The organism is Spongiibacter marinus (assembly GCF_016906995.1).
GTDB classification, from domain to species: Bacteria; Pseudomonadota; Gammaproteobacteria; order Pseudomonadales; family Spongiibacteraceae; genus Spongiibacter; species Spongiibacter marinus.
This window is the reverse complement of the sequence record NZ_JAFBBD010000004.1, coordinates 264,671-291,147: the sequence shown is the minus strand read 5'-3', so window position 1 is coordinate 291,147 and position 26,477 is coordinate 264,671. Positions and strand designations below refer to the sequence as shown.

The following is a 26,477-nucleotide window of genomic DNA, read 5'->3' as shown; positions in this document are numbered from 1 at the left end:
TGGTGGGGCATGTCACCTCGGAGCGCGTTTATGTCTGTTAAAACATCCCTCATCGCCATACTTGCTGGCTCTCTTGCCGTATCGGCCATCGCCGAGCCCCAGCAACCGTCCCAGCCCAGTGCTGCTGAAATGCAAGCGCAGGCCCTGCCTATCGTGAAGCGCTTTGGTGCCACCTTGAAGCCGCAGTTGCAGGCAGCAGTGAAGTCGGGAGGCTTTGCCCATGCCATCAACGTATGTGCGGATATTGCACCGGCCATTGCCGCGCAAATTAGCCAGGACACGGGTTGGACAGTTAAGCGAGTCAGCCTCAAAGCGCGCAACCCCAATGCGGTGCCCGACGCCTATGAGCGCGGCGTGCTCGAAGACTTTGAGCGGCGTAAGGCTGAGGGAGAGGCGGTCGCGGCGCTAAACGATGGCCAATGGCAGGATGGTCGCTATCGCTTTATGAAGGCGCAAGGCGTGGAAGGTTTATGCCTGAATTGCCACGGCAGCAATTTGGCGCCACCGGTAGTAAAAGCCTTGTCTGAACGCTATCCCCAAGACCGTGCGACGGGCTATGCGGTGGGAGACATCCGCGGTGCTATCAGCCTGATCGCCCCGGAATAGGCGGTGTTCGACTCGTCTTTTTGGAGGTCGTCCATTCGGATGGGCAGCTGAGCGCAGTTGATCTATATCAAATTCCAGTAGCGGGGCGCCCCTTACTCTGTGTGCCATGAGTTGTCACAAGTGGTGACAACAGCGAACACAGAGGACAGCCGCCATGAACAAGCCCCTGCGCGAACCCTACATCATCGAAACCAAGCCCCTGCCAGAGCGCTACGCGAGGGGCTGGCATTGTCTGGGTAAAGCCAGCAGTTTTGGCAGCGAGCCTACGGCATTAAATTATTTTGGCAGTAAATGGGTTGCGTTTCGGGGAGAGGAGAGCGGCGAGCTATATGTCGTCGGCTCGTATTGCCCGCATATGGGGGCGGACTTGAGCCGTGGCAAAGTGTGCGGAAACTCGCTGCGCTGCCCCTTCCATGAGTGGAGCTGGGGTGGCGATGGGGTGTGTGACGATATCCCCTATGCCGACCGTATTCCCCCGAAAGCAGTGATTCCCTCGATGCCGGTTATGGAAGAAAACGGCCTCGCCTTTGTCTGGCACGACCCGGAGGGGCACCCACCCATTCCCGAGCAGCGTCCACGCCGCAACAGTGATTATTTTTCTGGCGAGTGGTCAGATTGGAATATTGCCGAATTTACCATTCATTCCAACTGCCGTGAGCTGGTCGATAACATGGCCGATATGGCGCACTTTGGCCCTGTTCACTACTCCCAAGTGCAGACCTTCAAAAACATTCAAGACGGGCACACCTACACGCAGGTGATGTCGGGTGGTCACGATATTCTGGCCGACGAGGGCCAGGGCTTTACCTCCGTTGCGACCTACGAAGGGCCCGCGTATATGACCACCACCATGGTCGGTTCGATGGATGGGCGCGAAGTCACGACCCACCTGCTGGTGAGCCACGTGCCGGTAAACATGGAGGAGTTCATCATTCGCTTAGGCGTCATGGTTAAGAAAGACCCCAGCCTGAGTGAAGAGGAAAATACCGCCTTAGTGCAGGCCTACACGCAGATGTCGGTCGACTCCTTCGTGCAGGACGTTGAAATTTGGAACAACAAAGTTCGCATTGATAACCCACTAATGTGCGACGGCGACGGCCCGATTAATATGCTGCGCAAGTGGTACAGCCAGTTCTACATGGACGTTGCGGACATCCCGGATAACATCACCGCGCTGAAAGAGCACGAAACGCGAATCAAGTATCCCCACGCTCAGGTGGGGTCAGAGTAATGTCACTGACACGCATTAATGCTCTCGGTTATGTGCTGATCGAGACCCGTGACACCGCCCAGTGGGCGCACTTTCTCACGCAGGTTGTTGGCCTGCAGGCGGCGGGTCGCTCGGCGGACTGGGACCTCTATAAAATGGACGCTTACTGCTGGCGAGTGGCTGTCGTGCACGGCGAGCGTGAGCGCTTTCATACAGCGGGTTGGGAGCTTGCCGCCGATGAGGACTTGGAGGTACTGAGTACACGTTTGGCCGAGCAGGGCGTGCACGTCAGCCGCCTAAGCGAGGCGGCATGTGCGCAGCGCAAAATACGTGACGGACTGGCCCTTAACGACCCCAGCGGTCAGCGAGTTGAACTGGTGAAAAGCTGCGCGCTGGACTGTTTAGCCTTGCAAAGCGAGGTCGGCGTGCCCGCGTTTGAAACCGGCTTCAACGGCGACATGGGGCTGGGGCACTATGTGTTGCCAACCCGAGAGTTCGACGCCTGTATCGATTTTTATCACAGGCTGCTGGGTTTTGAGTATACCGATTCCATGCAGCTGGGCGAGCAGGGCCTGCACTTTCTTCATGTCGATAACCCCCGGCACCACAGCCTGGCCATTTACCAAGACCCGAATCCGGCGGCGAGTGGCTGTGTGCACCTGATGTTTGAGGTGCCAGACCTCGATCAACTGGGACTGTTTATGGACCGTTGCCGCAGCCACAACGTTGGTGTGGCCGCGTCGCTGGGCAAACACTGCAACGACCAGATGGTATCGGTGTATGTAAATAGCCCAGGCGGTTTTGCGATTGAGTTTGGCTGCGGCGGATTGCAGCTGGATTGGCAGCACTACCGCCCCACCTTTAGTACGCGCCCCTCACAGTGGGGCCATCACTGGCAGCACGCCGACAACTAGCAAGAATTGAGGTAGAAAATAATGAGTGATTTTAACCGTAGTAAACAGCTGTTGCTCGACGCCCGCGCCATGGTTCCCGCCCTGCTTGAGCGTCAAGACGAGGCAGCGTCACTGGGTCGCCTGCCGGATGCCACCATTGCCGAGATGCAGCGCAGCGGATTTTTCAAGATTATGCAGCCCGCCCGCTACGGCGGCTATGAGCTTCCTCCCCAGCAATTTTTTGATGTGCAGCAAACCCTTGCCGAGGGCTGTATGTCGACCGCGTGGGTACTGGGCGTAGTCGCTATCCACAATTGGCAGCTGGGTATGTTTGACGACCGCGCACAGCAAGATGTGTGGGGCGACGACGATTCCACGTTGATCTCGTCCTCATATATGCCAGTGGGTAAGGTAAAACGTGTCGAAGGAGGGTATATGCTCTCTGGACACTGGGGTTTTTCCTCGGGTTCCAAACACTGTAAGTGGGCGTTTTTGGGGGGCATGGTGCCACCCGCGGCCGACGGCGAAGCCCCTGATTACCGGACTTTTTTGGTGCCGTTGGGCGACTATGACATCGTCGATAACTGGGATGTGAGCGGCCTTCAGGGAACGGGCTCGAACGACATCGTGATCAAAGAACCGGTGTTTGTACCTGAGTACCGCACCCACCGCAGTGCGGACGGTTTTAGCGGCGACAATCCGGGTTGTAAGGAAAACACCAATGCTATTTTCCGTTTGCCCTTCGGCCAGATTTTCACTCGCGCGGTTGCCTGCTCGTCCATTGGTGCCTTGCAGGGCGTGGTGGACAGCTACGTTGAGGTGAATCGCAATCGCGTGGGTTTGAACGATGGTGCACGCGCAGCCAAAGACCCCAATGTGCAAATGGCACTGGCCAATGCCGTGTCGGCAATTACTGAGTGCCGGGTAATGCTCAAAGATGATCTGGCGTATTTTGTGAATACCGCCGAGGCCGGTGACACGCCCGCCATTGAGCAACGCATTCAGCGCCGTTTCCACGCTGCCAGTATCTCCCGCAAGTGCGCTGATGCTGTGAATGAGCTTTTCATCGCCTGTGGCGCGCAGGGAATTTTCTGCGGTCACCCGCTCAATCGCGCGTGGTTGGATATTAATGCTGGTCGCCAACACGTTGCGAATAACCCCTTCAAGTTTGGCCGCAATTTGGGCGCTACCATGCTGGGACAGCCGAACACGGACTTCTTCCTTTGAGTGAGGCTGCCATGCAAACGCCATACGAGATTATGGGTGAACGAGGTATTCGCGATGTTGTTGCCGAGTTCTATCGCTTGATGGACAGTGAGCCAGCCTATGAAGAAATTCGCGCCATGCACACGCCGGATCTCGGTCCGGTAAGCGAGCAGCTGAGTCTGTACCTGATCAGCTGGATGGGCGGGCCCCCCGTGTATGCCGAGCGTAACGGCAGTATGTGCATTACCGCGGCGCACCGGGGCCTGGGGCTGGCACCCAGGCACAGTCAGCAATGGCTGGACTGCTTCGCGCAGGCGCTGCAGCCACGCGATGACGCCGAATTATTGCAAAAAATGCTGTTGCCAGCCTTGCGGCGAATCACTGACATGTTGGAGCGCTCAGCGGCTTAATGACAAAATGGCAATGGCGCGATTGGGCATGATGGCGTAGCGTTGGTGGTGGGGTCTGCCCCACTGCCAATAATAACAACAGGAACTGCCCATGAAGCGATTTAGCTGCCTCCGCCGCGCTGCCGCGCTGGTGTTTGTACTGCCTTTTTTTGCCGCCTGCTCACCGGCCACCACAGCGCCTTCGCTGGCGCCCGTAGCAGAGCTTCGGCCCGGGATTTTGCAGGGCTATTTATCGCCGCAGGCGGTGCCGAATAGTCTGGCCTTGGTGTCGCCGCCGCCCACCCAGGGCAGCGCGGCAGAAGCCCTGGATCGGGCGATCAATGAACAGGTGTTGACGCTGCGCGAATCACCGCGCTGGCAACAGGCGCGCCGCGACGCAGAGTTGCGCTTTCCCGCCGCCGCAGACGTCTTTTCCTGCGCCCTGGATTTACCCATCAACACCGAACAAACCCCTCAGCTTTACCGCTTGCTTCGCCGCAGCCTGACCGATGCGGGCTTTGCGACCTACGCAGCGAAGAATCACTATCAGCGCCCGCGCCCCTTTATGGTGAATGGCCAGGCCAGCTGCACCCCTGAACAAGAGAATTACCTGAGGAAGGATGGTTCTTTTCCCTCGGGGCACGCGGCGCTGGGCTGGGCCTGGGCGCTGATTCTCGCCGAGCTAGCGCCCGAGCGACAGGACGCGATTTTGGCCAGGGGGCGCGCCTTTGGCCAGAGCCGGGTGGTGTGCAATGTGCATTGGCAAAGCGATGTTCTAGAGGGGCGGGCGGCCGGTGCAGCAGCGGTCGCCGCGCTTCACAATAACCCTGAATTTACGCAGGCTCTGGCAGCCGCGCGTAAAGAGCTTGTCGCCCTGCGATCCGCTGGTGCGGTGAGTGCCAATGATTGCGCCGCCGAGGCCGCGGCGCTGTCCGCGTTGCCGCAGGCAATGCCCTGGCCGGCGAACCGATAGTATAGGTTGCCGGGTGGCTAAGCCTATTGCTCTGCCAAAAACGCGCGAATGGCCGTGAGCGATTCGGTTTCGGTTAGCAGGGGTGCGTGCCCGGTATTGGCGACCTCCAAGACGTGAAGATCGGGTTTAATGGCTTGCATGCGCGCCACACAGTCGCGGCTGAGCAAGTCTGACAACTCGCCGCGCAACAGTAACATTGGCGTAGCGGCGGCGGCCTCAAACAGGGGCCACAGGTCAGGGGGGATGCCGTCGCTGTCCGCTTGCAGGGGGACAGCAATATTGGGGTCGTAGTTCAATACCGGCTGGCCGTCGCTGTTTTCCACGTAAAGGTTGCGGGTAAAGGTTTGCCAGTCCTCGTCATTAAATAGCGGGTACTCACGCTGTTGCGTATCGCGGGTACGCTGCACAGCCTCCTGCCAGGTGGTAACCGGTGGTGGACTTGCACAGACATAGGCCTTAATACGGGCAATGCCTTCGGGGTTGGCTTCGGGGCCGATGTCGTTAATCACCGCGCCACGGATGCGCGCACCCGATGTTGCGCACAATATCATCGAGGTTAGCCCGCCCAGCGACGTGCCGATCAGCTTCACCCTGTCCAATTGCTTGGCGTCCATCAGCGCCAGTACATCGGCGGCATAGGTGGCGGGTTGGTAGTTGTCTGGGTTGCTGTCGTAGTCAGAGCGGCCGCGACCGCGCAGGTCAACGGCGAGCAGGTGGTAGTGTGACGAGAGCTCCTCGCACAGCAGGGCAAAGTCTGCTGAGCTTCGCGTTAGTCCCGGAATACAAATGATACTGTCTGCGTTTTCATCGCCATATTCCCTTGCATACAGTTTCAGTCCGTCGCTACTGGTATACCAATAGTCTTTATAGTTTTTAGACATAATTGCTAGCTCATAGAGTAAAAAGGCCCGGAGGCAGCCAAGGTGTCTGGCTCCGGGCAACGGGGCGCGTATTAGAAGGCGTAGCTGACGCTGGCAGTCCAGGTGCGCGGCGCGCCGTAGAATGCCAGCTCGCCTGAGGCGAGGTTGTAGCCACCAGTTTTGTATTCCTTGTCTTCGATGTTTTTCACAAACACACTCACCGTCCAATGCTCGTCGGCGGAGTACCAGTTGGCACTGGCGTCGAGCAGGGTATAGGACTCGTCCTGGTCGCAGCTGCACTCAACGTTGTTGAAGTTGCGCGATGCATCGCGGTAAGACAGGGCGCTGTTCAAGGCGATACGACCGGCGTTGCCAAGGTCCTTCTCATAATTCAGCGCAAACTGGCCCGTCCAGTTGGGTGCATTGAGCATTTCCCAGCTGTCGGAAACATCCTGCCCGCCCGACTGCACCTCGGTGAGCTCGGCATTCATGTATCCCAGTGCGAGAGAGCTGCTCAGGCCATCGGTAATTTGCAGCAGTGACTCCAGTTCTGCACCGCGTATCTCGGCGGTACCGGCGTTCACAACGTCAGAAGAGAAGAATACCGGTGCGGGTTGGGCCGTCTGCACCGTGAGTTGCATGTCGTCATAGGCCATATCGAAAACGGTGGCGTTAAGGCGAATGCGGTCGTTCCACAGCTGTGATTTAACACCGAGTTCCCAGGTCTCAACGGTTTCCGGATCGTAGCCTTTGGCGATATCCGGGTTTTTGCTGGCGTCGCCGCGCATATCAAAGCCGCCGGACTTAAAGCCTTCGGCATAGCTCACATAGAACATCACGGCATCGTTCATCTGCCAGTCGAGCTTGATACTGGGGCTAATCTCATTCCAGTCTTTGTCGGCGTCTTTATCGCTGATGTCGGTAAAGGTTGCCAGCAAGGTGTCGTTGGCCGGGTCACCGTGGGTGAAGCCGGAGCCCTGCTGCGTGCTATAGGGGAAGGAGTTAGTGGTGTTATACGCCAGGCGCTGAATGTTTGAGTTCTTTTCGTCATTGGTCCAGCGCATACCGGCCGTTAGGGTCAGGCTGTCGCTGAGGTCATAGTTCACATTGGCGTAGACCGAGGTGCTGGTGGTATCCACATCACCGCCGATCGCCAGATCGTAGTGGTCGCCATCCATGTATGGGGTGCCGCCGAGTCCATTGAGTACCACGTCGAAGGCACCGGCTGAGTTGCCGGTGAAATAATAGAGGCCACCGACGAAGGCCAGACGGCCGCTGCCGTAGTTAAATTGCAGCTCGTGGGACTCCTGCTCATCGCTGTACTTGGCGGGTACGTCAAAGGCGTCCAGCGGGGTTCCGTCAAAGTCGATGAACTGCTGGGTTTCACCTTCGCGGTTGGCGTAGATGTACTTCACCACCACGTTGTCAGACAAGTCGTACTCGGCGGTTAAGGAGAAGCCGCTGTTCTCCACATTGGATTTGTGAGTGGTGCCGCAGGCGCCGTCGTAGGGGTTGCTTGAGCGTTCAAACGGCTGGCCGTTGGCGGGGTGCGTCAGGGCGGTGGGGCTGGACTGTGAACCGCAGCGCTGGTTGCTGTTGTCATCGGTGCGATCGCCGGCGACGCGAATAAACAGCCGGTCACTTGGCGTGTATTCCGCGCTCAGGCGTGCGACAAGCACATCCTTGTTGTAGTTTTCCTGGCTGCTGCTATAGGTGCCGGTGTTGATGTCATAGCCGGTATCAACGTCGCCAAAACCGTCGCGAGTGAGTTTAGCAATGGCCGCACCGACATAGAGCTGTTCGTCGAGAATTGGCAGCTGTGCAGACAGCATCATGTCGCGTTGGTTGTAGGCGCCAACGGCAGTGGTGATCTTCGCTTCGGCATCGCCCGTCATTCTGCGAGTGATGTACTTGATCGCGCCGCCTACGGTGTTTTTGCCATACAGGGTCCCTTGCGGGCCGCGCAGCACTTCTATGCGTTCAACGTCGAAGACATCTAGCACGGCTGCCTGTGGGCGAGCGTAGTAAACATCGTCGACATACACGCCGACACCGGGTTCAAACCCCCACAGCGGATCCTGTTGGCCCACGCCGCGAATATACGCAGTGAGTGTAGAGTTGGTGGCGCGGCTGGCGCGCATTTGCGTGTTGGGGACATTTTTCTCCAGTTCGGTAACGGACGTAATCCCTTTATTTTCCAGCTCCAGTGCATTGAGCGAGGTGATCGATACCGGTACCTCTTGGAGGTTCTGTTCACGCTTTTGCGCGGTAACCAGTACTTCTTCCAGGGCGACGGCCTGCTGGGCCAGTGCCGATTGATGAATGCCGGCGACACTGCACAAGGCGATGAGGGCGGCGAGGGGCTTTTTGTCACTTTTTATACTTATCATAGAAACACCTGTGGCTTGAATATTTTAGGGTAGTCGCTTTCTTGGCTCCGACTGATTTGTATAGGTCGTTGTTGTTCAACGTTTGTTGAATTCAGTTTCGACGTTATTCAACGATTGTTGAAAAGTCAAATGAATTTTCTCCTTATGTATGGCGCGCTGCGCGAGGCCAGTTAGTTTTTCGCGTTGCGAATACGTAAGTAAGCCAGGCCGAGTAGCACGTAGGCGATGGACGTTAAAATGGCATAGCTCGCCGACACGGCGGGGTTGGCAATGCCGCCAAAGAGGTTGAGATAAAAGTGGATAAGCAGCGCGCTGATCGATGCGCTGGCGATCAACGGTAGCGGTAAACTGCCGCGAAACAACACGCCAAATAGCATCGGCACGAGTGACGCCGCCGCTAAACCATAAACACCTTTCTGGGCGAATAAACCGATTAAGGGAGGTGGATTCCAGGCGAGGGTTAAGCCAATGATTCCCACCATAATCAGGGTCCAGCGGGACCAGGCCAGGCCCTTGCTGCGGTTTTTGCTCAGCGGGGAAACAATATCATTGACCACCATTGCAGAGAGCGAGACAAGAATGCCGTCGAGGGTGCTCATCCCCGCAGCGAGCAGGGTGATAAAAATAAACGTCAATGTCAGCTCGCCGACCACACTGCCACTAAATTGATGCAACAGGTATTCGCGAACGACGGTGTCTTGCGCGCTGATCTCCAAGCCGTCGAGTCGCGCGTAAAGGCCGACCATGAGAATAAGCGTGAACAGCGTGCCGACCACAACCGTGGTGCCAATGAATTTGCCGATGTCCGCTTCACTGCGTAAATACAGCACTTTAGTGAGAATATGTGGCTGCAACATCAGTGCAAAGGTGATGATAAAACCCGCGCCGAAAACCGAGAAAAAATCGTAGTAAAGATTGCTGTCGGTGTTCATTACCGCGGCGTAGCCTTCGCCAATATCGCGCAGCGAGGATAAGAAATCGCCGTTGAAATAGTCCGCGCCCTGGGCGAATAGCAGCAGGGTGACCACGATCATCATTATGCCTTGCAAGGTGTTGGTGTAGGCGTGGGCATAGGTGCCGCCCATCAGCACATAAGAGAATACAAACAGCAACACAATGACCAACGCTGGCTTTTGCTCGATAGGGAAGATGCCCGTCATTAACAGACTGCAACCGACCAGAATGAGCACCACGAAGCTCACCGATAATAAATTAATAAAGGCGAAAAACAGACTGAAGCCGCGGTGTTGGTAGCGGTGGTATATCCAGTCTGGAAGCGTCAGTGCCTGCTTCTCTTCGCCAAGGCGCAAGAAGCCGCGTGACAAGACCAAGAATGCGCTAAGAATACCGGCCGACCCCGCGACGGCGTAGTGCATATAGGCAGAAACGCCGTGCACATAAACAAAGCCGGGATTGATAACAAAGGTCGCCGTGGAGGCGATCGAGGCTGCAAGCGTAATGCCGATGATATAGGGGCTCATATCTTTGTTGCCGATGGCGAAGCCGCTAATGTCCTGCGTGCGGCGCATGCCTATCCAGGAGAGCCAGTAGACCAGTGCAACATAGCCACCAGTCAGCACATATTTAAAGACCTCTGTCGATATCATGTACCATCCGCCTTGTATTTTATTTATTGGTGAGCCACTATATTCAACAAGCGTTGAATATACAAGCGGTGGCAAAACACTGTCTACATCACAAGCAAACGCGAACACTGCAGCGGGCAATTTGCAGTGTTAGAAAAACTGGGTGGCACAATGACAAGAAAAACAAATGCGGTGAAGAGCGAGCGAATACTGGACGTGGCAGAGGAGCTCTTTGCCCGCCACGGCTATGATGGCGTCACCATGCGGCAAATTTCCACTGGTGCAAAGGTGGATGTTGCATTGGCCAATTACCACTTCGGCAAGAAGTTAGATGTTTTCTACGCGGTGTTTAATCGCCGTGCAGAACACCTCGGAAGCACCCGCCGCCAGGTATTGCAGGAGCAGTTTACCGATGGAGAACCGCAGCGCTTAGAGCAGGTAATTGAGGCATTTTTGTTGCCGCTAAAGCTGGCTCAGGAGAGCGGTGATCCAGGCTGGAAAAACTACATGGCGCTGCTCGCCTATGTAATGACATCGCCGGTGTGGAGCCGGGAAATGATGGAAAACACCTTTGACAAACACGTGGGCGATTTCATTGCCGCGCTGCGGCAGATTTTCCCAACGGCGCGGGATGAAGACCTGCACTGGTGTTATCACTATGTATCGGGTGCCCTGGCGCTAACCTTAGCGCAGACCGGTCGTATAGACCGCTTGTCGGGTGGCAAGTGTCTGTCGTCGGATTTTGATGCCGCCTACGACCGAATGATTCCCTTTATGGCCGCGGGCTTTCGCGCGGTATGTGGTGAAGAGCGAACTCCCCAATAACTCAAATACGATGAGGCAAACATGCGACACAAAACAGCGTTAGTTACCGGCGCGGCCAGCGGCATTGGGCTGGCCCTTGCGGCTGATTTATCGAAACAAGGCTTTCGAGTTTGCCTAACTGACGCTGACGAACAAGCGGTTACTAGCGCTGCGCAGTCACTGAACGGGGCGGCGGCTGAGGTATTGGCCCTGCCGCTGGATGTTACCAACCAAGAGCACATCAGCGGTGCGGTATCGCGTTTGGAGAACGAATGGGGCGGCGTCGATGTACTCATTAATAATGCGGGCATTCAACACGTTGCCTCCTTGGAGGACTTTCCCGTCGACCGCTGGAAATTGTTAACAGAGATTTTATTGGTCGGCCCAGCCCTGCTGAGTCGCGCCGTATTACCGAGTATGCGAGCGCGAAACTTTGGCCGTATCGTCAATGTGGGCTCCATCCACTCGCTGGTGGCGTCGCCCCATAAGAGCGCGTACGTGGCGGCTAAGCACGGTTTGTTGGGCTTTTCCAAAACCGTCGCGCTGGAAACCGCAGATTGTGATATCACCATTAACACTCTGTGCCCGTCCTACGTAAAGACAGCGCTGGTGCAAAAGCAAATCAGCAGTCAGGCCCTGGCGCACGGTATTTCCGAGGATGAGGTGATCAATAAAATTATGCTCGAGCCAATGCCCAAAAAGAGCTTCATCGACATGGATGAACTATGCGGCGCGATGAATTTCTTGCTCAGTGATGCGGCGCGAAATATGACCGGCCAGGAAATGGTCATCGACGGTGGCTGGACTATTCGCTAATGCCGGAGGTGACGCGCTAGGCGCAGGGCCGAGAGCCACGGTACAATCGCTGCTCAGATAATCGCGGACCAGAGCGGCAGACTCCATAACAATGACGAGCAAAAAAATGGCGACAGGAGCGTCTACCGTCGTGCGTCCCCCGCAGGTGGTTAGCCAGGGCAACCCGCAACTCGATGCCTTGGCGCGTGCCTTGTCATTAGAATGCACCACACAATTCTCGGCGGCTGCCGATCAGCAATACCTCTATGACTACCAGGGCTGTTTGAGTTTGGGCCTGGCGCCCAGTGCTCGTGAACACCCGGTGTATGTCGATTTTTCTCAGCAGTGGCGAAAGCGTCACCGCGGCAAAGAACTGTTATTAAAAGCGATTGGCGGCCGCCGCGAAGGCTTGCGGGTGATCGACGCGACGGCAGGGCTGGGGCGCGACAGCTTCCTACTGGCAACCTACGGCGCGTCGGTCGAGATGTGCGAGCGCCACCCTGTGGTAGCCGCGCTGCTTACCGACGGGCTCACGCGGGCGGCACAAGACGCTGACGTGGCGGGCTTTGTACAGCATATGACACTGCACGAAGGCAGTGCCATCGAGCGATTGGGCCACTATCTTGGCGATGCTGAACAGGCCCCGGATGTGGTGTATGTGGATCCGATGTTTCCCGACTCGGGCAAGTCTGCGCTGGTGAAAAAAGAAATGCGCCTGTTTCATCATTTGGTTGGCAAAGACGACGATGACGACGCTTTACTCGCCGCGGCGCTGGCGGTTGCCCGCCACCGGGTGGTGGTAAAGCGCCCGCCAAAAGCGCCGATTATCGATGGCCCGGCGCTCAGCGCCTTGGAGGCCAAGGGCAGGCCGCAATTTGCCGTGACCGGCAAGGCCGTGCGCTTTGATGTGTACCCAATAAAGGCCTTTGGCAATAATTAACGCGCCAGCAGGTCATCCATCATTGCCTGGTACATGGCGCTGAGCTGGTTAAGGTCTTCGGCATTCACGCATTCATCCACTTTGTGAATCGTCGCGTTAACGGGGCCGAGTTCCACAACTTGCGCACCGGTCGGGGCAATAAAACGCCCGTCTGAGGTGCCTCCGGCGGTCGACAATACCGTGTCGCGCCCGGTGACGCGGCGTATTGCGTTTTGCGCCGCTTCCACGAGTGGACCTTCCGACGTTAAGAAAGGCTGACCGCTCAGGTTCCACTCCAGTGCGTAGTCTAAGCCGTGTTTATCCAGGATGGCCTCAGTGCGCTGCTGGAGTATGTCTGCCGTTAACTCGGTAGAAAAACGAAAGTTGAAAACCACCTCAAGCTCACCGGGAATCACATTGGTCGCGCCGGTGCCGCCGTTGATATTTGAAATTTGAAAAGACGTAGCGGGGAAGAAGTCGTTGCCCTCATCCCACTGCTCAGCAGCCAGTTCGGCAAGTGCCGGCGCCGCAAGGTGGATGGGGTTTTTCGCCAGATGGGGGTAGGCCACATGGCCCTGAATACCCCTGACTTTCAGCACGGCGCCAAGGGAGCCGCGACGGCCGTTTTTGATCACGTCGCCCACCGCGTCGGTCGAGGAGGGCTCGCCGACAACACACCAGTCAATTTTTTCGCCCTGAGACTCCAACCACTCAACCACTTTTACAGTGCCGTTTTTTGCCGGGCCCTCTTCGTCGCTGGTAATCAAAAAAGCAATGCGACCCCGGTGGTCGGGGTGTTCGCTCACAAAGCGTTCGCAGGCAGTCACCATAGCCGCCAAGCTGCCTTTCATGTCGGCGGCGCCACGGCCGCGCAGCATACCGTCGCTGATCTCTGGCTCAAACGGGGGCGTTTGCCAGTCGCTCTCGGGGCCGGTTGGCACTACATCGGTATGGCCGGCAAAGCACAGCAGCGGGCCCTCGTCGCCGCGCACCGCCCAAAAGTTGTCAACCTCGCCAAATCGCAGCGGCTCGCAATGAAAGCCAATGGCGGCAAGACGCGCCATCATTAGCGCTTGGCAGCCCTCGTCCTCAGGGGTAACCGAGGGGCGCTGGATAAGGTCGATGGCAAGGTCCAGGGTAGGGCTGAGGCTCATAATTCGGGCTCTAAAATCAAAAGCGGCATTTTAACAGAGAACGCTGGGAAAATCGGCGGCGGCAGTTCGCTGGCTGCGGCTGCTCAAAATGTCAGTGGAGTGAGTGTTTTTGTCATAGAGAAGGTCTTGGCAGCTCGGTAACATCGGGCTCAGTTATACGCCAATCGAATGCCTAACGATGATAAAGGAGTGGCTATGAGTGTTGACCTGAAGGTGGCGGCCGCCGCCGCGCAGTTTGATTTTGCCGACCAGGATATTCCGCAGCGCCTGCGGCACTGGGCCGAAGTGCGGCCTGATCACCCCTTTATGATTTGGGAGCCGCGTTCGGGCGAAGAGCGCAGCTGGAGCTACAAGGCCTTTGACGAAGAAACCGGCAAAATCGCTGCGGGTCTCTACGCCAAGGGCGTGCGCAAGCACGACAAGGTTATGATTCACGCCGAGAACTGCCCAGAGATGGTATTGGCATGGTATGCCTGTGCCAAATTGGGTGCGGTGGGTGTCACCACCAATACCCGCTGTGTGGGCGGCGAAATTGAGTACTTTGCCGCGCACACCGAGGCAGTGGGGGTAATCACCCAGCCCAAGTTCGTGCAGGAAATTAAGAATAACGCCAAAAATATCCAGTGGCTGATTGTCACTGAAGACAACTCCGGCGAAGCCGCAGAGGCGGACCAGCAGCACGACGAACAGCTATTCGAAACCCTGTATGGCGATGCCAGCACCGTGCCCGAGCGTCCAGCCGAGCCCATGCTGCCAGCGGGGATTATGTTTACCTCTGGCACGACATCACTTCCGAAGGCGGTAGTGCACACTCACGCTAATGCCCTGTGGTCTGGCACCATGGGCTCACAAAGCATGAATATGGACCGCGACAGCGTCTACCTGGGATTCCTGCCGTTCTTTCACGTGAACTGTCAGAGCTGGGCATTCTGGGGCTCATTGGGTGTGGGCGGCACCGCAGTGTTATTACCCAAGTTTTCTGCCAGCCGGTTCTGGGAAATTATCGACAAACACCAAGTGACTCACTGCTCAATGATTCCCTTCGTCTTTAAGGCAATTGGTGCCCAGGCCGTGCCTGAAGAGCACAGCCTGAAAGTGATGCCGATGGGCATTATCTGGAAGGAAATTGAAGGTTGGCTGAAGGCCAAGCCTTTTGCTAGCTGGGGCATGACAGAAACCGTTACCCACGCAACGCGCTCAGACTTCGTGCAAGAGTGGCCGCAGGGCAGTATCGGTAAACCGACGCCGGGCTATCACTTGGCGGTGGTTAACCCCGAAACCGGCGAGCCCTGCAAAAAAGGCGAAATTGGTGAGCTGTGGGTACACGGGGTACGCGGCGTAAACATCTTCCTAGAGTATTACAAAAACCAGGAAGCCATGGACAAGTCGTTCACTGAAAACGGCTGGTTCAAAACCGGTGATATGGTTCACGTCGGAGATGAAGGCCACTTCTACTTTACCGACCGCGATAAAGATGCCCTGAAAGTCGGTGGCGAAAACGTCTCAGCCCGCCAAGTGGAAGAGGTTGTTATGCAGGTTCCGGGCGGCGGCGTCGGCGAAGTGGCGGTGGTTGCTAAGTCTCACGATATGTTGGACATGGTACCGGTTGCCTTCGTTATTAAGGGTTGGGGCGCGCCGGAGGACGACGACGCGTTCGCCCAGGCCATCATCGATCACTGCAAAGCCAACATGGCAGACTTTAAAGTGCCGCGCGCCGTCTACTTTGTCGACGAGTTTCCGCGTGCGACCTTAGAGAAGGTCGCCAAGAACAAACTCCGTGAAATGGCTGACGAGATGCCTGCCGTCTAAATTTCAGGTGCTGGAATAGGGGCGCCAACAGCCGTTTACCGGCAGCCGACGCGCCTACTGAGCGCACACACTAGCCAACAGTGTGTGCGCTTTTTTTATGCTTGGTGATCTAGCCGAAGCGGGTCTAATAACGCGTTGATACTTGCGCTGTTTGTAAGCGGGTGTCGCCGCACAGCATTACCCGCCATACGCACGTTGTAGGTGCAGCCCTTCGTTCACTTCATTTTGTCGATTGTTTGTCGGACGTAAGCTCATCATTTTGATAAGCAGCACGCTACGTCGTTGAACATTTTGAAAATAGGATTATGCTCAAACGAAAGGAATCTCAGAACAGATAGAGGTAGGAAGCCTTGTCACCAGCAGTAATCACCTCCATAAATACAACCAGCCCCCATCGAAGAGATTTGGTTTCAATGCCCTTCAGGGGCCCTCCCTTAAGATAGGGGCCAAAGTGGTATTAGGCCTCAGTTGTCATAATACAATCGATATTTTTCGGACGATTCTCATGGATTTTAACCCATATGATGATTTCATTTTCTTTGACTCTTGTGCTTTTGATGGTGGATGCCTAGAGGATCAGAAGGCTTCTCAATGGGCTAGAGACCTTCTCGAGAAAAACAAGAAAAAGGTCGTGCTGATGCATTCCGTAGTAACTGAAATAAGAAATCCAAAAACGCCGGGCTGGATACGAGAGATTGAGCCTAGATCTCGCCAAACTGTCAGGTTAGGCCTAACTAGTTTAGAAAAAGAAACGTTACGAGATATTGAAAATATTATTACCGATAACGGTGCATTAGAAAAAAGGAAAGCAGATTGCTTTCATGTTTTTGAAGCCCAAAAATATGGTGGCTGCTTCGTAACTTCTGATGCAGGAATATACAAGCATGCAGCAATCATCAAAGAAAAATACGGCCTGAACATTGTTAAGCCTACCGACTTTGCTCAACTAGTCCTCATGCACAGTGAAAAAACATAATAAATCACTTAAATGCAAGTCTCTCAGGTGTCGAGCGTAGCAAGACTGCGCCGACTATAGAGACATAAACTCTGTCAATAGCTTCCAGCTTTGCGCCATTTTTAAATGGTCGGCAGAATCTATCCAACGATCTTTAGCAGAAAAGCTCTCTGAGTTTTTGCTGCTTATGCACCTTGCCGTAATGACACAATGCTCCAAACAGGGCGCGGTGATGCGTTTTTTAACCCTTGAATAAACGCAGTGGTGTTGCACAGTTGTCATAAAATCATCCCGATTTTGTCACGGGGGCGGCGTAGTCTTCTGGCTGTCGGCGGCGCTTGAGCGTTGCCCAATGTCCATAAGAGGAATTGCGATGAACCGTTACTACAAAGCTCAGGCCTCACAATCCGAACACCATCAGCGCCAAATTCGCGCTGAGCTTTCTCGCCAAGTAGAGGATTTCCTAAAAAAAGGTGGGCATATAGAACAACTGGATGGCCCCAACTTCAAACCGCATCGCAGTGTAAGAGTCAGCAGTTCAGCCTTCACCGAAATGCTGTGAGCGCAGTGCCTGCGGCCATTTGCTAAACGGCTGTTGCGACAAGCTACTGTTGTAGTAATGGACCTGGCCGGTTACCTCTTTACCCAGCCAGCTGGCGGAGGGGACTGGCTGCTTGTCGTGATCGAGCTCAATTTCGGCGATGATAAGGCCGTGGTTGTCACCGGCAAATTCGTCAATCTCCCAGTACCGAGTGTCATTGGCGATAGGCAGGGTATAACGGGTTTTTTCAACCAGCGGCCCCTCACACAGGACGAGCATTGCGCGGGCGTCGTCGAGGGGGATGGCGTATTCAAACTCGATGCGGCTCGCGCCTTGGCTGATGCCCTTGATGGTCAGCCAGGCGGCATCACCGGCAATGCGTACCCGAACATTGCGGTGCGGGTCTCGGCTAAGATAGCCCTGCACCATATGGCAGCCTTTGACGCCCAGCGCCTCGGCCTGTAAACGCCAGTCGTTATTGCTGACCAGGTATTTACGTTCTATCTCCATGGGGGCAGGGCTAGTCATTATCGTGATTTCTCGCTGAGTTGGCGTCTGTTAAGCGCGGGCTCGCTCAGGCAGTGAATTTGTGTTTTGCGGATTTGCCAGCCTTCTTCAGCCAGCGCGCGAATAATGGCGTCTCTTAACCATTCCTCCCCGATCCATACGCCACCCTGCACCATCGATTCCTCGACGACGCAATAGACCTGTAAGCTGTTGGGAAAACGCTGATAGTCAACGGTGTGTGTCAGCCAGCAAAAGCCCGGCAGGGGTTTGGCCAGCGCGGTTTCGCAAACGTCGTTAAGGCGGTAGACCAGTTGTTTTTCGCGTTTTTTGTCGGTTTTTCGCATAGCGCCTTATTAAACGTAGAGTGCGGTCAGGGCGTCGCTGTAGCGTCCAGAAAGCGCAAACGCAGTGCTTCGATGCGCTCGCGATTTACGCCGAAGTCATAGTAGCCAATTTTAGATGCACTGCGCACATCGACGCGATTTTTATCCGCTGTATACAGCAGCTCAACATCGTCACGGTAGCGCATTATTTTACTGCGGACCTCCACGTGGAGGTAGTGCGGGGATTGTGCGATGACCTGGGTTCTCGGCAGTGAGCGCAGCAGTGATTGCAGGGTTTGCCACTGCTCGGCAGAGGTGACTTTAAATGGTGAAGTGAAAGCATCCAGCTCTTCACTCAGACTCGATACGCAGCGCGGCGCTGACGGGCAGCTTGAGAGTGCACTGGGGGTATCGACCTGCTCAGGCGACTGCTGCGGTGCTGCGCAGCCGAAAAGAAGGGCGAGGGTCGATGTAATAAGGAATAAGCGGCGCATGTTGAGGATCCCCGGGCTGATGAATAGCATTGTATACGCTGTAGTGAAAATTCGGTTGTTGTGTCATCGAGTTTTATGCGAACTCTGGTAGGCTGGCGCAGGGTAAGGGCTTCAAAAATACGATGGAAGGGCGTGTGCGTAGTCGATTATTGGTTTTGGTATTGCTCGCGCTGGTGGCGTCTTGTGCTGCGGTGCCGCCGCAGGCAGCCGGCGAAGACTCATTTATTCCTGCGGCGTCGCAGGCGACTACCCGCTGGCAGAAATTAAGCGTCGATGGCGTGCCCGTGGGGCTGAGGAAGTTAGTGAGTTTTTGCGACGACACGCGCTGCTCGACCGAGCAAACGCTCCGTGTTCAAATTCAGCAGCCGGGGGAGGCCGCTGGGCAAACAGAAACGCGACTTCGCTACGTAGAGGCGCGCGATGGCAGGCCGCTTCAGGCAACTAAGGTGCAGCAGTCGCGGGCGGCGAGTCACAGGTTGGCCATTGAATACCGTGGCCAGCGCCTATGGCTATCTCAGGGGCAGGCCTTCGCGCCTGTTGCTGGTCAAGCCGTGGCGCAGTTTCCTCATCAGCGGCAACGCTTGTTCGCGCAGCATGCCAAGAGCGGTGAGTTGCTTACCCAGGAATGGAGTTTTGCGCAACAGGCGGTGGAAGCGGTGCGCTACCGGTTTACACCGCTGAATGCGCCGTTGACGCAGGCCCTGTCTACAGCATTGACGCCTTGGTTGACGGTGCTGCGCTGGAAAATAAGTAAAGATGTTCAGCGCCAGGGAGCGTGGCAGCGCAGTGCGATTTACTACGCCGATGGCGATTTTACGGTGTTGGCGCAGTACAGCGAATCTGCCGGTCAGTCGATGTGGTTGTTGCCCTGTGATGAAGCCTGCCGCGCTGAGCCATTGGAGGCGATGAGTCATGTATACCAACGGTTATTGCGCTCTCCCTATCGCATAAGCGACCAGGCGTTGAATGGCAAAGTTCGCTACCAGCTTCGCGGTGCGCCCTCGCATTGGCAGCCGCCGGGCACCGGCCAGCAATCCGTGCAAAAAGAGGGTAATGATTGGTTGGTTACTGTATGTAAGCACTGTGAGCTAGCCTCGTCTGAGGCGGCGCCCGTGGATGATTACCTTGGCGCGAGCTATTGGTTACCCGCGAAGGCCTCGGCATTCGCCGCCGTGGTGGACGAGTTGATAGGTCAGGCGCCCATAGCGCCAGCGGTAAAAATGCAGCGCCTAACGCGTTTTGTCAGTGGCTATATGGACGACGTAGCCACCTACAGCGGCTACGCGACAGCGCTGCAGGCAATGGAGAGTGCTCAGGGCGATTGCACAGAACATGCGCTGATGTTGGCGGCCCTGGCGCGGGCCGCCGGTATTCCCAGTCGGGTTGTTATGGGCGTGGCTTACAACAACGAACGCTTTTTAGGCAGGCGTTTTGTGTTTGTGCCCCACATGTGGGTAGAAGCCTGGACGGGTGAACGCTGGGAAAACTTTGACAGTGCGCTGGGGCCATTTAGTGCCGGACACATTGCCCTGGCCGTCAGTCATGGTGATCAGGCTGACTTTTTGGCGATGAACGCGCTGCTGGATGGACTACGCATTGTATCGGCCGTGCAGCTAAAAAGCCGCGTGGCCGATACCGAGTAGAGAGGGCTTATTCGTAAGCGACTGGCATGTCGACGAGGCTGTCATCGCCGGCCATATCAATGTCTGCAACGGTGACGGCATCGCTGCTGTGAACCGCGCCAATAACGGTAACTTCTTCAAGAAGAAGCTGAGGCTCGTCGGCGCTGGCAGCGCCCGCTACGAAAAGTGCTGCGGCGGCCAAAACTGCGCGAAAACTATTGAGTGACATATTCGATCCCCTTGACGAGTTTGCAAGCAGCGACACTGTGCTGCGGTGGTCTTTCAATGGTGGGCAGTATGCCCATGCATTGTTACAGGGGTATGACGAATTTATTTCAAAACGCGATATTAGATGAATTTGTCATGAATTTTTGATCTGGAGGAAATGTGGGTGTCACGTTTGTGCTGCGGTTTCAGGCGGGCCCTTCAGTTCCACGCGGTTGCCCTCGGGGTCTTGAATATAGATGGATGGACCGTACCCCTGCGCGCCATAGCGCCGCTGAATGCCTTGATGGACAATGCCCTGGCCGTCCAGGTAGGCCAGCACAGCGTCGCCGTCGAAGTTTTCCAAGGTCAGGCAGAAATGGTCCATATTGTGGCCATCTTGCCCCGGTGCTGGGCCGCCTTCCTGGCCTAGCGGGGCCTCCACAGGGACGATATCGATAAGACTGGCACCGGCGCGCAGTTGATAGAGGCCCAGCTGTGCTTCCTCGCGCTCGATGTGACAACCAAGGCGCTGGTAAAAGTCGATCATCGCGGCGAGGCGCGTTGTACGCAGCACCACATGGTCCAAACCCTGGAGTTGAATCATGGTGACACCTTCGTTTTCAGGGGCTCGTTACTGAGCACGCTGTTCACCATGCAGCCATTGCGGGTGGATGGCAATACTGTCACTGCTGCTCGACACCCACACACTGTCTTCATCCAGCGTGAATTGTAGTTGCATTGAACGCTGCGTGAGCGCGCTCAAGGCTCGCGATTCGTCTTCCGGAATTTCGACGACACTCAGCCAGCTTTGCTGGCTCAGTTTGCCTTGGTTTTCCTGCCACCATTGGGCTGTGCTGCGGCCGCCGTAGCAAACCACGATAACGTGCCGGGCTTTGGAGCGCGCCCGGCGCAAGCGCTTTTCACTGGGCTGCCCAAGCTCAATCCACAACTCGGTTTCTCCGCTCAGACTGTGGCGCCACAGATCTGGCTCATCGTCATTGCTGAGGCCGCGAGTAAACTGCAGCGCGGGGTCGGCAAATAGCGCAAAGCTAAGGAGTCGCAGCATCATGCGCTCGTCTGTTTCAGAGGGGTGGCGTGCCAGCGTGAGTTGGTAGGGCTGGTAATGGTGGCGTCGCAGGTCACTAATCTCGATATCGGCTTTGAAAATACTGGCTGTTAACGCCATTGCGGTCACCTCTGTTGTTTATACCGCGGCATTGTACCCGAGTATGAGCAATGCGTAGCGCAGGCTTTTGCCAATGGCGACCAAGGTAAAAAAGCTCAGTGCGGGCACGCGCATAATGCCGCCGACCACGGTGAGTGCGTCACCGCCGATTGGCAGCCAGGACATCAGCAAGGTCCATTTGCCGTAGCGGGCAAACCAGCCCTGCGCACGTTCCAAGTCTTTTTTGCGCGCGGGAAACCAGCGGCGGTCGGCATAGTGGCTGAGCTTGGCTCCCATCCACCAGTTGACGCCTGCGCCGAGGGTATTGCCGCTACTGGCTGCAAGCCATAGCCAAAAGGGCAGTAGCCCGGCTTCGAGCTGGGCGATCAACAGCACTTCCGAGTAAAACGGCAGCAATGTGGCTGCCCCAAAGGCGGCGGCAAACAGGAGTAAATAGGCGCTGATCATAGCGCGGCCGCCTGGCAAAGTTGCGCAAATAAACGGCGCTGGCGCGCGTGCTGGGGCAGATATTCGGGGTGCCATTGTACCCCCAGTCGAAATGGTTGTTGCGGGTCTTCAATGGCTTGGGTGATGTTATCAAGGTCGCGACCGCTGACGCGCATGCCTTCGCCCAGTCGATCAACCGCCTGGTGGTGCAGGCTATTAATTCTGCATTGCTCTTCGCCCAGCACGTTGAAAAGCTGCGTGTCGGTATCGACGTGGAGCGTTTTATGGGGCAGCAGCATGCGCCGGTTGCTGGTGCGTTTTCGCAAGGGCGTTAGGTCGACATGCAAGCTGCCGCCCAGTACAACGTTGAGCAATTGCGCGCCCCGACAGATCCCCAGGATTGGCAGACCGCTTGGCAATAGTCGCTCAAGCGCGCCGATCTCAAAGCGGTCTCGGCGGGGATTCATAGGGGCGACTTCGGGGGCATCTGGCAGATACAGGCCCTGGTCGATATCGTCGCCGCCACTGATGATAATGCCGTCGATATGGCGCGGCACGTCGCCGTGCTCAGGGGTGAGGTGAATGGCCTCGGCACCCGCTCGGCGAAGTGCCCAGCGAATAAACCACCACGACACGGGGAAGCGTCTGTCCTCGCCGGTAACGGCGATAACAGGGTGTGAGTCACTCGAACGCATTTTGCTGATAACCGTCGTCCTTTATGAATTTACAAGAGTTCGGGGATCAATCTGCTATCGACATGCTGTGTCCAGTCGCTGAATAGACTGCTGGTCGTGCTTTCCAGGTGCGCTCGGTAGGCCTGACACATCGCTTGTAAACGCGCCTTGTCACAGGCTAGCGCATCGACTTGCAGCCAGTCGCGCCAGGGGTGGATCAGGCCCCAGTTTGGGTCGTCGATCAGGCTATTCGGCAAACGGTAATGCAGGGTGGGGCGCGCCTTCACCCGCGGGTCGTCGATATGCTGGCGCAGCAATGTTTCGTTCATATGGGCAAACAGTGGCAGCATATCCAGTGCGCGATTGCGTGTTGGGTTGAAATGGATGTAATCCTCGATGAGTTCATCCGCGCTGGGTTGGTAATCTGCTGCCAGCACCTTGCGCATATAGTCGCGCTTAAATGGGTCGATATAGCTGGTCAAGCGCCGGCTTAAATCGACTCTGCTGCGCTGCTTGAGCCAGTCGTATAAACAGATAAAGGCGCGAAAATAGTTGAGTACCGTCGCGGGCTCGCAATCGGGCATTTCAGGGTTTAAGTGCAAGCCAAAGGCGTTTTTTGCCGACGCTTCTGTGCCTTTGGCACCGGCGAGGCGCAAGCGAAGAAACAGATCTTCCAACTGCCAAAGCTCACTCAGCGCAATGGGCGGGGCCACGATCTCAAAGGGCACCAGCTGTTTGGCAACGAGCCCAACTATCGACTCGGTCAGTTCCTCAAAGTCATTGCCGGCACCGGCCTGTTCTCTGTCTCGCCCGAGCTTTTTAATATACGCGGAGTCGAGCTCGACCCCGAAGGTGCCAAAGGGCGTGTCAGTCACTTGGTATTCGTAGTCGGACTGACGTTCAATACGGCCGCCAAAGCAGTCGACGATTGTCTCGGCAATGGCATCCATTTCCATTCCGGTAAACTCAATTTCCACACCCAGCCTGCGCTCGCTGCCGCTTTCGGCAGTGCGGGCGGATGGCAATGGCCACAGACTGGCGCGGTAGTCATTGGGTTTTGATGTCATTCGCGTCTCCGATAATGTTGGCGATAGGCTTCAGTGAATCTACGTGCTTGCAGACCACTTGGAACAGGGTAAGCAGGGGGACGGCCAGCAGGACACCAGGGGCACCCCACAGCCAGCCCCAAAAAAAGATCCACAGGAAAACAATAATCGGGTTCAGGCTGAAGCGCATGCCGTGAATAAAGGGGTCGACAAACTGCCCCACCAGCGCGGTGAACAGGGCATAGCCTAGCGGCGCGACAAGTACCAGAGCCGGTGTTTGAAAGCTGACGGCACTGACGATGGTCAGCAGCATGACCGTAATGCTCACCCCGAGATAGGGGATGTAGCGCAGCAGCGCGGCAACGGCGCCCCACAGCGCGGGGTCGGGGAAATCCAATAACCACAGACAAGCGGTGGTGATTACTCCAACACCAACGTTGACCAGAGTGATGGTCAGCAGGTAGCGCGACATTTGCTCCTGGGCGTGGCGAGTCAGTTGGGTGGCTGCGGCCTTATCTTGCTTGTTGGGCAGGCTATTAATAAACCGCTGCATTAGGGCATCGCCTGAGCTGAGCAAGAAAAATAGCAGGATGATACTGAGCGTACCGTAAACGCCGAAGTTGCGCGCGATCTCCCAAATCTCGCCACGCCAGCCGGTGTCGGCGATTACCACCTTGTTTATCTTGGGGTTCGCGGGGCCGGAGAATTCCTCTGCCAAACTGTCGATGCTCGCGGTGGCGGCATCGACATTGCTGCGCTCACTGTTGACCTCGCGCAGGTGGTCGCGGATCACCTCTGCCGCTTCGGGGGCGCGCTGCAACCACTCGCTGGCTGGCGATGCCAAGGCATAGAAGCCAGCGCCAATACTGCCGATGCAGGCCGATAAAATCAGTAGCGCGGCTGCACTGCGGGGCAGCCGCCAGCACTGCAAGCGACTCACAGCAGGTGCTAACAGCAGGGCGAAGATAAGCGCCAGCGTAATTGGCAACATGACGTCGCGCGCAAGCCTAAGCGTATAAAGTACCGCTAAGACCGCCAGCAGGCGCAGGGCCCAGTCGCTGTGTTTCGAAGATTGTGTGTTATGCATTTTCTGAGTCTGTATTTGCCCAGTGTTTGAGGGGGCGCAGAGCGCGAAGGGTTAAAAAGGTCATCAGGCTTACCACGATCGCGATTTCGTAGCGCTGCCAAGCCACCGCCGTGCCAATGGCGCCGGTTGCCCAGATCGCTGCGGCCGTCGCGGTGCCACTAACAGAACCACCTTGCTTAAGAATGGCGCCGCCACCGATAAAACCGATGCCACTCATCAAACCATACATTAAACGCGCGTGAGATTCCGAGCCACTTAAGATGTCTCGTCCAATAAGCAGGTAGGCGCAGCAAGCAATGGCCACCAGTGGGAAGGTTCTCAAGCCGACGCCGCGCGACTCAACTTCGCGGTTCCAGCCGATTGGAATAGCGAGTAGGTAGGCGATAGCCAGCTGCGTTAAGTGGTGGCCGATTAGCGGCCAATTTATATCAGCGATTATGGGCATGGCGCGGTGTTACTTTGCCGGCTCTCGCGGGCCGAATAGCCACCAGATGATTAGCCCGAGAAGGGGTAGCAGTAGAATAAGCACGATCCACAGCAGCTTATTTGCAGAGCTGTTGCGACTTTGAACGATGTTTAGAATGGCCCAGATGTCGGCGATAAAAATTAATAAGCCGAAAAAACCGGTGATCTGTAACTCCATGTTGGCCCCCGTTATTTTTAGGCCCGGCGATGCCCGGCCACTGAATAATAGAGTAGTTTGTCGACGCAGAGTTCACCAATACAAAAACGCCGCCCGAAGGGGCGGCGTTCTCAAACTGCTGTTTACCCAGGTTTAGTTGTGGGCGTGCAGCATGTCATTGAGGGCGATCGCTGACTTGTTTGTCAGCACCTCAATGGCACCATTTTTGGAATTGCGGCGGAACAACAGATCCGACTGGCCAGCCAGGTCGCGGGCCTTGGCAGTACCTGCGTGCTCACCTTTTTCATCGATCATGGTGACGACTGATCCAGCGGTGATGTACAGGCCGGCTTCTACTGTGCAGCGGTCGCCCAGTGGAATACCCACACCAGCATTGGCGCCAATCAGGCACTCTTTGCCGATGGAAATAATAATATTGTTGCCACCGGACAAGGTGCCCATGGTTGAACAGCCACCGCCCAAGTCGGAACCGGAACCAATCATGACACCGGCTGAGATGCGCCCTTCAATCATACCGGGGCCTTCCGTACCGGCATTAAAGTTTACAAAGCCTTCGTGCATGATGGTGGTGCCTTCGCCGAGATAGGCGCCCAGGCGCACGCGCGCGGTGTGGGCAATACGAACACCGGAGGGCATAACGTAGTTCGTCATTTTGGGGAATTTGTCGACGGACATGACCTCAAGCAATTCACCGTTCAAGCGGGCTTCCAATTGGCGCTGGGGCAACTCAAGAAGGTCGATAGCGCCTTGGTTGGTCCAGGCAACATTGGGCAGAACGCCAAACAGGCCGCTCAAGTCCAGAGAATGCGGCTTGGCCAGGCGATGAGAGAGCAGGTGCAGCTTCAAGTAACCCTCGGGTACCGAGCTGGGAGCAGCGTCCTCAGCCAGCAAGGTAACAACCAGCGCCTGCTTGGCGGTTGCCAGCTGTGCAGCAATATCGGCCTGGGCGCTGTCGCCTGCGGCCTTCAGTGCTTCAGCGACGCGGCTCATTTGCTCGCTGTTTACGGTAATTGCCGCATTGCCGCCTTTGTACTCAACAATGGGGGCGATCGCCGCGCACAGGGCTTCGGCGGGTTGTAGCAGTGGCTGGGGGTAGAAAATATCCAGCCATTCGCCTTTGCTGTTTTGGCTGCCTAGACCCAGGCCCAGGCTAAATAGTGCGTTACTCATTA

Annotated in this window: 30 protein-coding genes; 13 read left to right on the top strand and 17 right to left on the bottom strand. The window is 56.2% G+C overall.

What is annotated here, in order from left to right:
* The first annotated feature begins 30 nt into the window (after positions 1–30).
* The 6 genes from HNR64_RS07955 to HNR64_RS07930 all read left to right on the top strand — a co-directional run bounded on the left by HNR64_RS07955 (position 31) and on the right by HNR64_RS07930 (position 5,277).
* Positions 31–606 carry a Tll0287-like domain-containing protein gene (locus HNR64_RS07955; protein ID WP_204995967.1) on the top strand — a complete coding sequence of 192 codons (576 nt, stop codon included), beginning with the start codon at positions 31–33 and terminating at the stop codon, positions 604–606.
* 154 nt (positions 607–760) lie between these two features.
* Complete coding sequence (locus HNR64_RS07950; RefSeq protein WP_204995966.1) at positions 761–1,837, top strand: 3-ketosteroid-9-alpha-monooxygenase, oxygenase component; 1,077 nt, start codon at positions 761–763, stop codon at positions 1,835–1,837.
* Positions 1,837–2,730 (top strand): VOC family protein, encoded by an 894-nt coding sequence (locus HNR64_RS07945; protein WP_204995965.1) that lies wholly within the window; start codon positions 1,837–1,839, stop codon positions 2,728–2,730. The genes HNR64_RS07950 and HNR64_RS07945 overlap by 1 nt, the downstream gene beginning before the upstream one ends.
* Before the next feature lie 21 nt (positions 2,731–2,751).
* Positions 2,752–3,936, top strand: a complete 1,185-nt coding sequence (locus tag HNR64_RS07940) for an acyl-CoA dehydrogenase family protein (RefSeq protein WP_204995964.1) — start codon at positions 2,752–2,754, stop codon at positions 3,934–3,936.
* A gap of 11 nt (positions 3,937–3,947) precedes the next feature.
* A complete protein-coding gene (locus tag HNR64_RS07935; RefSeq protein WP_204995963.1) occupies positions 3,948–4,325 on the top strand; it encodes a globin domain-containing protein in 378 nt (125 codons plus the stop codon).
* Between the two features lie 91 nt (positions 4,326–4,416).
* Entirely contained in the window at positions 4,417–5,277 is an 861-nt protein-coding gene (locus tag HNR64_RS07930; protein WP_204995962.1) for an acid phosphatase, read from the top strand.
* Positions 5,278–5,300: 23 nt separating this feature from the next.
* Here the strand turns inward: HNR64_RS07930 and HNR64_RS07925 are convergent, their stop codons facing one another.
* The 3 genes from HNR64_RS07925 to HNR64_RS07915 form a co-directional block, all read right to left on the bottom strand.
* Positions 5,301–6,158 (bottom strand): alpha/beta fold hydrolase, encoded by an 858-nt coding sequence (locus HNR64_RS07925; protein WP_204995961.1) that lies wholly within the window; start codon positions 6,156–6,158, stop codon positions 5,301–5,303.
* 71 nt (positions 6,159–6,229) lie between these two features.
* The gene (locus HNR64_RS07920; protein ID WP_204995960.1) at positions 6,230–8,527 is read right to left on the bottom strand and encodes a TonB-dependent receptor; all 2,298 of its coding nucleotides are present in this window, start codon (positions 8,525–8,527) and stop codon (positions 6,230–6,232) included.
* A gap of 170 nt (positions 8,528–8,697) precedes the next feature.
* Positions 8,698–10,134 carry a sodium:solute symporter family transporter gene (locus HNR64_RS07915; protein ID WP_204995959.1) on the bottom strand — a complete coding sequence of 479 codons (1,437 nt, stop codon included), beginning with the start codon at positions 10,132–10,134 and terminating at the stop codon, positions 8,698–8,700.
* Between the two features lie 150 nt (positions 10,135–10,284).
* Here HNR64_RS07915 and HNR64_RS07910 point away from each other — a divergent pair, with 150 nt between their 5' ends.
* From HNR64_RS07910 to HNR64_RS07900, 3 genes are all read left to right on the top strand, one after another.
* A complete protein-coding gene (locus HNR64_RS07910) occupies positions 10,285–10,938 on the top strand; it encodes a TetR/AcrR family transcriptional regulator (RefSeq protein WP_036256060.1) in 654 nt (217 codons plus the stop codon).
* 21 nt (positions 10,939–10,959) lie between these two features.
* The gene (locus tag HNR64_RS07905; RefSeq protein ID WP_027873586.1) at positions 10,960–11,733 is read left to right on the top strand and encodes a 3-hydroxybutyrate dehydrogenase; all 774 of its coding nucleotides are present in this window, start codon (positions 10,960–10,962) and stop codon (positions 11,731–11,733) included.
* 106 nt (positions 11,734–11,839) lie between these two features.
* Complete coding sequence (locus HNR64_RS07900; protein WP_204995958.1) at positions 11,840–12,652, top strand: class I SAM-dependent methyltransferase; 813 nt, start codon at positions 11,840–11,842, stop codon at positions 12,650–12,652.
* Here HNR64_RS07900 and dapE read toward each other — a convergent pair.
* On the bottom strand, positions 12,649–13,785 hold the full coding sequence (gene dapE, locus HNR64_RS07895; RefSeq protein ID WP_204995957.1) for a succinyl-diaminopimelate desuccinylase: 1,137 nt from the start codon (positions 13,783–13,785) through the stop codon (positions 12,649–12,651). The two genes, HNR64_RS07900 and dapE, sit on opposite strands and share 4 nt — an antisense overlap.
* A 195-nt stretch (positions 13,786–13,980) precedes the next feature.
* Here dapE and HNR64_RS07890 point away from each other — a divergent pair, with 195 nt between their 5' ends.
* The 3 genes from HNR64_RS07890 to HNR64_RS07880 all read left to right on the top strand — a co-directional run bounded on the left by HNR64_RS07890 (position 13,981) and on the right by HNR64_RS07880 (position 17,111).
* Positions 13,981–15,594 carry a class I adenylate-forming enzyme family protein gene (locus HNR64_RS07890; RefSeq protein WP_204995956.1) on the top strand — a complete coding sequence of 538 codons (1,614 nt, stop codon included), beginning with the start codon at positions 13,981–13,983 and terminating at the stop codon, positions 15,592–15,594.
* A 505-nt stretch (positions 15,595–16,099) separates the two neighbouring features.
* Positions 16,100–16,570, top strand: coding sequence for a hypothetical protein (locus HNR64_RS07885; RefSeq protein ID WP_204995955.1), 471 nt, complete (start codon positions 16,100–16,102; stop codon positions 16,568–16,570).
* Positions 16,571–16,922: 352 nt separating this feature from the next.
* Positions 16,923–17,111 carry a hypothetical protein gene (locus tag HNR64_RS07880; RefSeq protein ID WP_027873588.1) on the top strand — a complete coding sequence of 63 codons (189 nt, stop codon included), beginning with the start codon at positions 16,923–16,925 and terminating at the stop codon, positions 17,109–17,111.
* On the opposite strand, the gene HNR64_RS07875 is transcribed toward HNR64_RS07880, so the two are convergent.
* The 3 genes from HNR64_RS07875 to HNR64_RS07865 are packed head-to-tail and all read right to left on the bottom strand — an operon-like array spanning position 17,088 to position 18,414.
* Positions 17,088–17,618: a CYTH domain-containing protein gene (locus tag HNR64_RS07875; protein ID WP_204995954.1), complete on the bottom strand. Its 531-nt coding sequence runs from the start codon at positions 17,616–17,618 to the stop codon at positions 17,088–17,090. The two genes, HNR64_RS07880 and HNR64_RS07875, sit on opposite strands and share 24 nt — an antisense overlap.
* Positions 17,618–17,941 carry a hypothetical protein gene (locus HNR64_RS07870; protein ID WP_204995953.1) on the bottom strand — a complete coding sequence of 108 codons (324 nt, stop codon included), beginning with the start codon at positions 17,939–17,941 and terminating at the stop codon, positions 17,618–17,620. The genes HNR64_RS07875 and HNR64_RS07870 overlap by 1 nt, the downstream gene beginning before the upstream one ends.
* Positions 17,942–17,967: 26 nt before the next feature.
* Positions 17,968–18,414: a DUF1499 domain-containing protein gene (locus HNR64_RS07865; RefSeq protein WP_204995952.1), complete on the bottom strand. Its 447-nt coding sequence runs from the start codon at positions 18,412–18,414 to the stop codon at positions 17,968–17,970.
* Between the two features lie 134 nt (positions 18,415–18,548).
* Here HNR64_RS07865 and HNR64_RS17460 point away from each other — a divergent pair, with 134 nt between their 5' ends.
* Entirely contained in the window at positions 18,549–20,057 is a 1,509-nt protein-coding gene (locus HNR64_RS17460; RefSeq protein WP_204995951.1) for a transglutaminase domain-containing protein, read from the top strand.
* A 7-nt stretch (positions 20,058–20,064) separates the two neighbouring features.
* Here the strand turns inward: HNR64_RS17460 and HNR64_RS07855 are convergent, their stop codons facing one another.
* From HNR64_RS07855 to dapD, 10 genes are all read right to left on the bottom strand, one after another.
* On the bottom strand, positions 20,065–20,265 hold the full coding sequence (locus tag HNR64_RS07855; protein WP_204995950.1) for a hypothetical protein: 201 nt from the start codon (positions 20,263–20,265) through the stop codon (positions 20,065–20,067).
* A 165-nt stretch (positions 20,266–20,430) separates the two neighbouring features.
* Positions 20,431–20,847 carry a VOC family protein gene (locus HNR64_RS07850; protein ID WP_204995949.1) on the bottom strand — a complete coding sequence of 139 codons (417 nt, stop codon included), beginning with the start codon at positions 20,845–20,847 and terminating at the stop codon, positions 20,431–20,433.
* A gap of 27 nt (positions 20,848–20,874) precedes the next feature.
* Positions 20,875–21,429, bottom strand: coding sequence for a YaeQ family protein (locus tag HNR64_RS07845; protein ID WP_204995948.1), 555 nt, complete (start codon positions 21,427–21,429; stop codon positions 20,875–20,877).
* An 18-nt stretch (positions 21,430–21,447) separates the two neighbouring features.
* A complete protein-coding gene (locus HNR64_RS07840; RefSeq protein ID WP_204995947.1) occupies positions 21,448–21,876 on the bottom strand; it encodes a YqaA family protein in 429 nt (142 codons plus the stop codon).
* A complete protein-coding gene (locus HNR64_RS07835; protein ID WP_204995946.1) occupies positions 21,873–22,550 on the bottom strand; it encodes a gamma-glutamyl-gamma-aminobutyrate hydrolase family protein in 678 nt (225 codons plus the stop codon). The genes HNR64_RS07840 and HNR64_RS07835 overlap by 4 nt, the downstream gene beginning before the upstream one ends.
* Before the next feature lie 29 nt (positions 22,551–22,579).
* The gene (locus HNR64_RS07830; protein ID WP_204995945.1) at positions 22,580–23,596 is read right to left on the bottom strand and encodes an amidoligase family protein; all 1,017 of its coding nucleotides are present in this window, start codon (positions 23,594–23,596) and stop codon (positions 22,580–22,582) included.
* On the bottom strand, positions 23,577–24,662 hold the full coding sequence (locus tag HNR64_RS07825) for an AI-2E family transporter (RefSeq protein ID WP_204995944.1): 1,086 nt from the start codon (positions 24,660–24,662) through the stop codon (positions 23,577–23,579). The genes HNR64_RS07830 and HNR64_RS07825 overlap by 20 nt, the downstream gene beginning before the upstream one ends.
* On the bottom strand, positions 24,655–25,107 hold the full coding sequence (locus HNR64_RS07820; RefSeq protein WP_239547693.1) for an MgtC/SapB family protein: 453 nt from the start codon (positions 25,105–25,107) through the stop codon (positions 24,655–24,657). The genes HNR64_RS07825 and HNR64_RS07820 overlap by 8 nt, the downstream gene beginning before the upstream one ends.
* Positions 25,108–25,116: 9 nt before the next feature.
* Complete coding sequence (locus tag HNR64_RS07815; RefSeq protein WP_027873600.1) at positions 25,117–25,305, bottom strand: PLDc N-terminal domain-containing protein; 189 nt, start codon at positions 25,303–25,305, stop codon at positions 25,117–25,119.
* A gap of 132 nt (positions 25,306–25,437) precedes the next feature.
* Positions 25,438–26,475 (bottom strand): 2,3,4,5-tetrahydropyridine-2,6-dicarboxylate N-succinyltransferase, encoded by a 1,038-nt coding sequence (gene dapD / locus HNR64_RS07810; protein ID WP_204995943.1) that lies wholly within the window; start codon positions 26,473–26,475, stop codon positions 25,438–25,440.
* Positions 26,476–26,477: the final 2 nt, after the last annotated feature.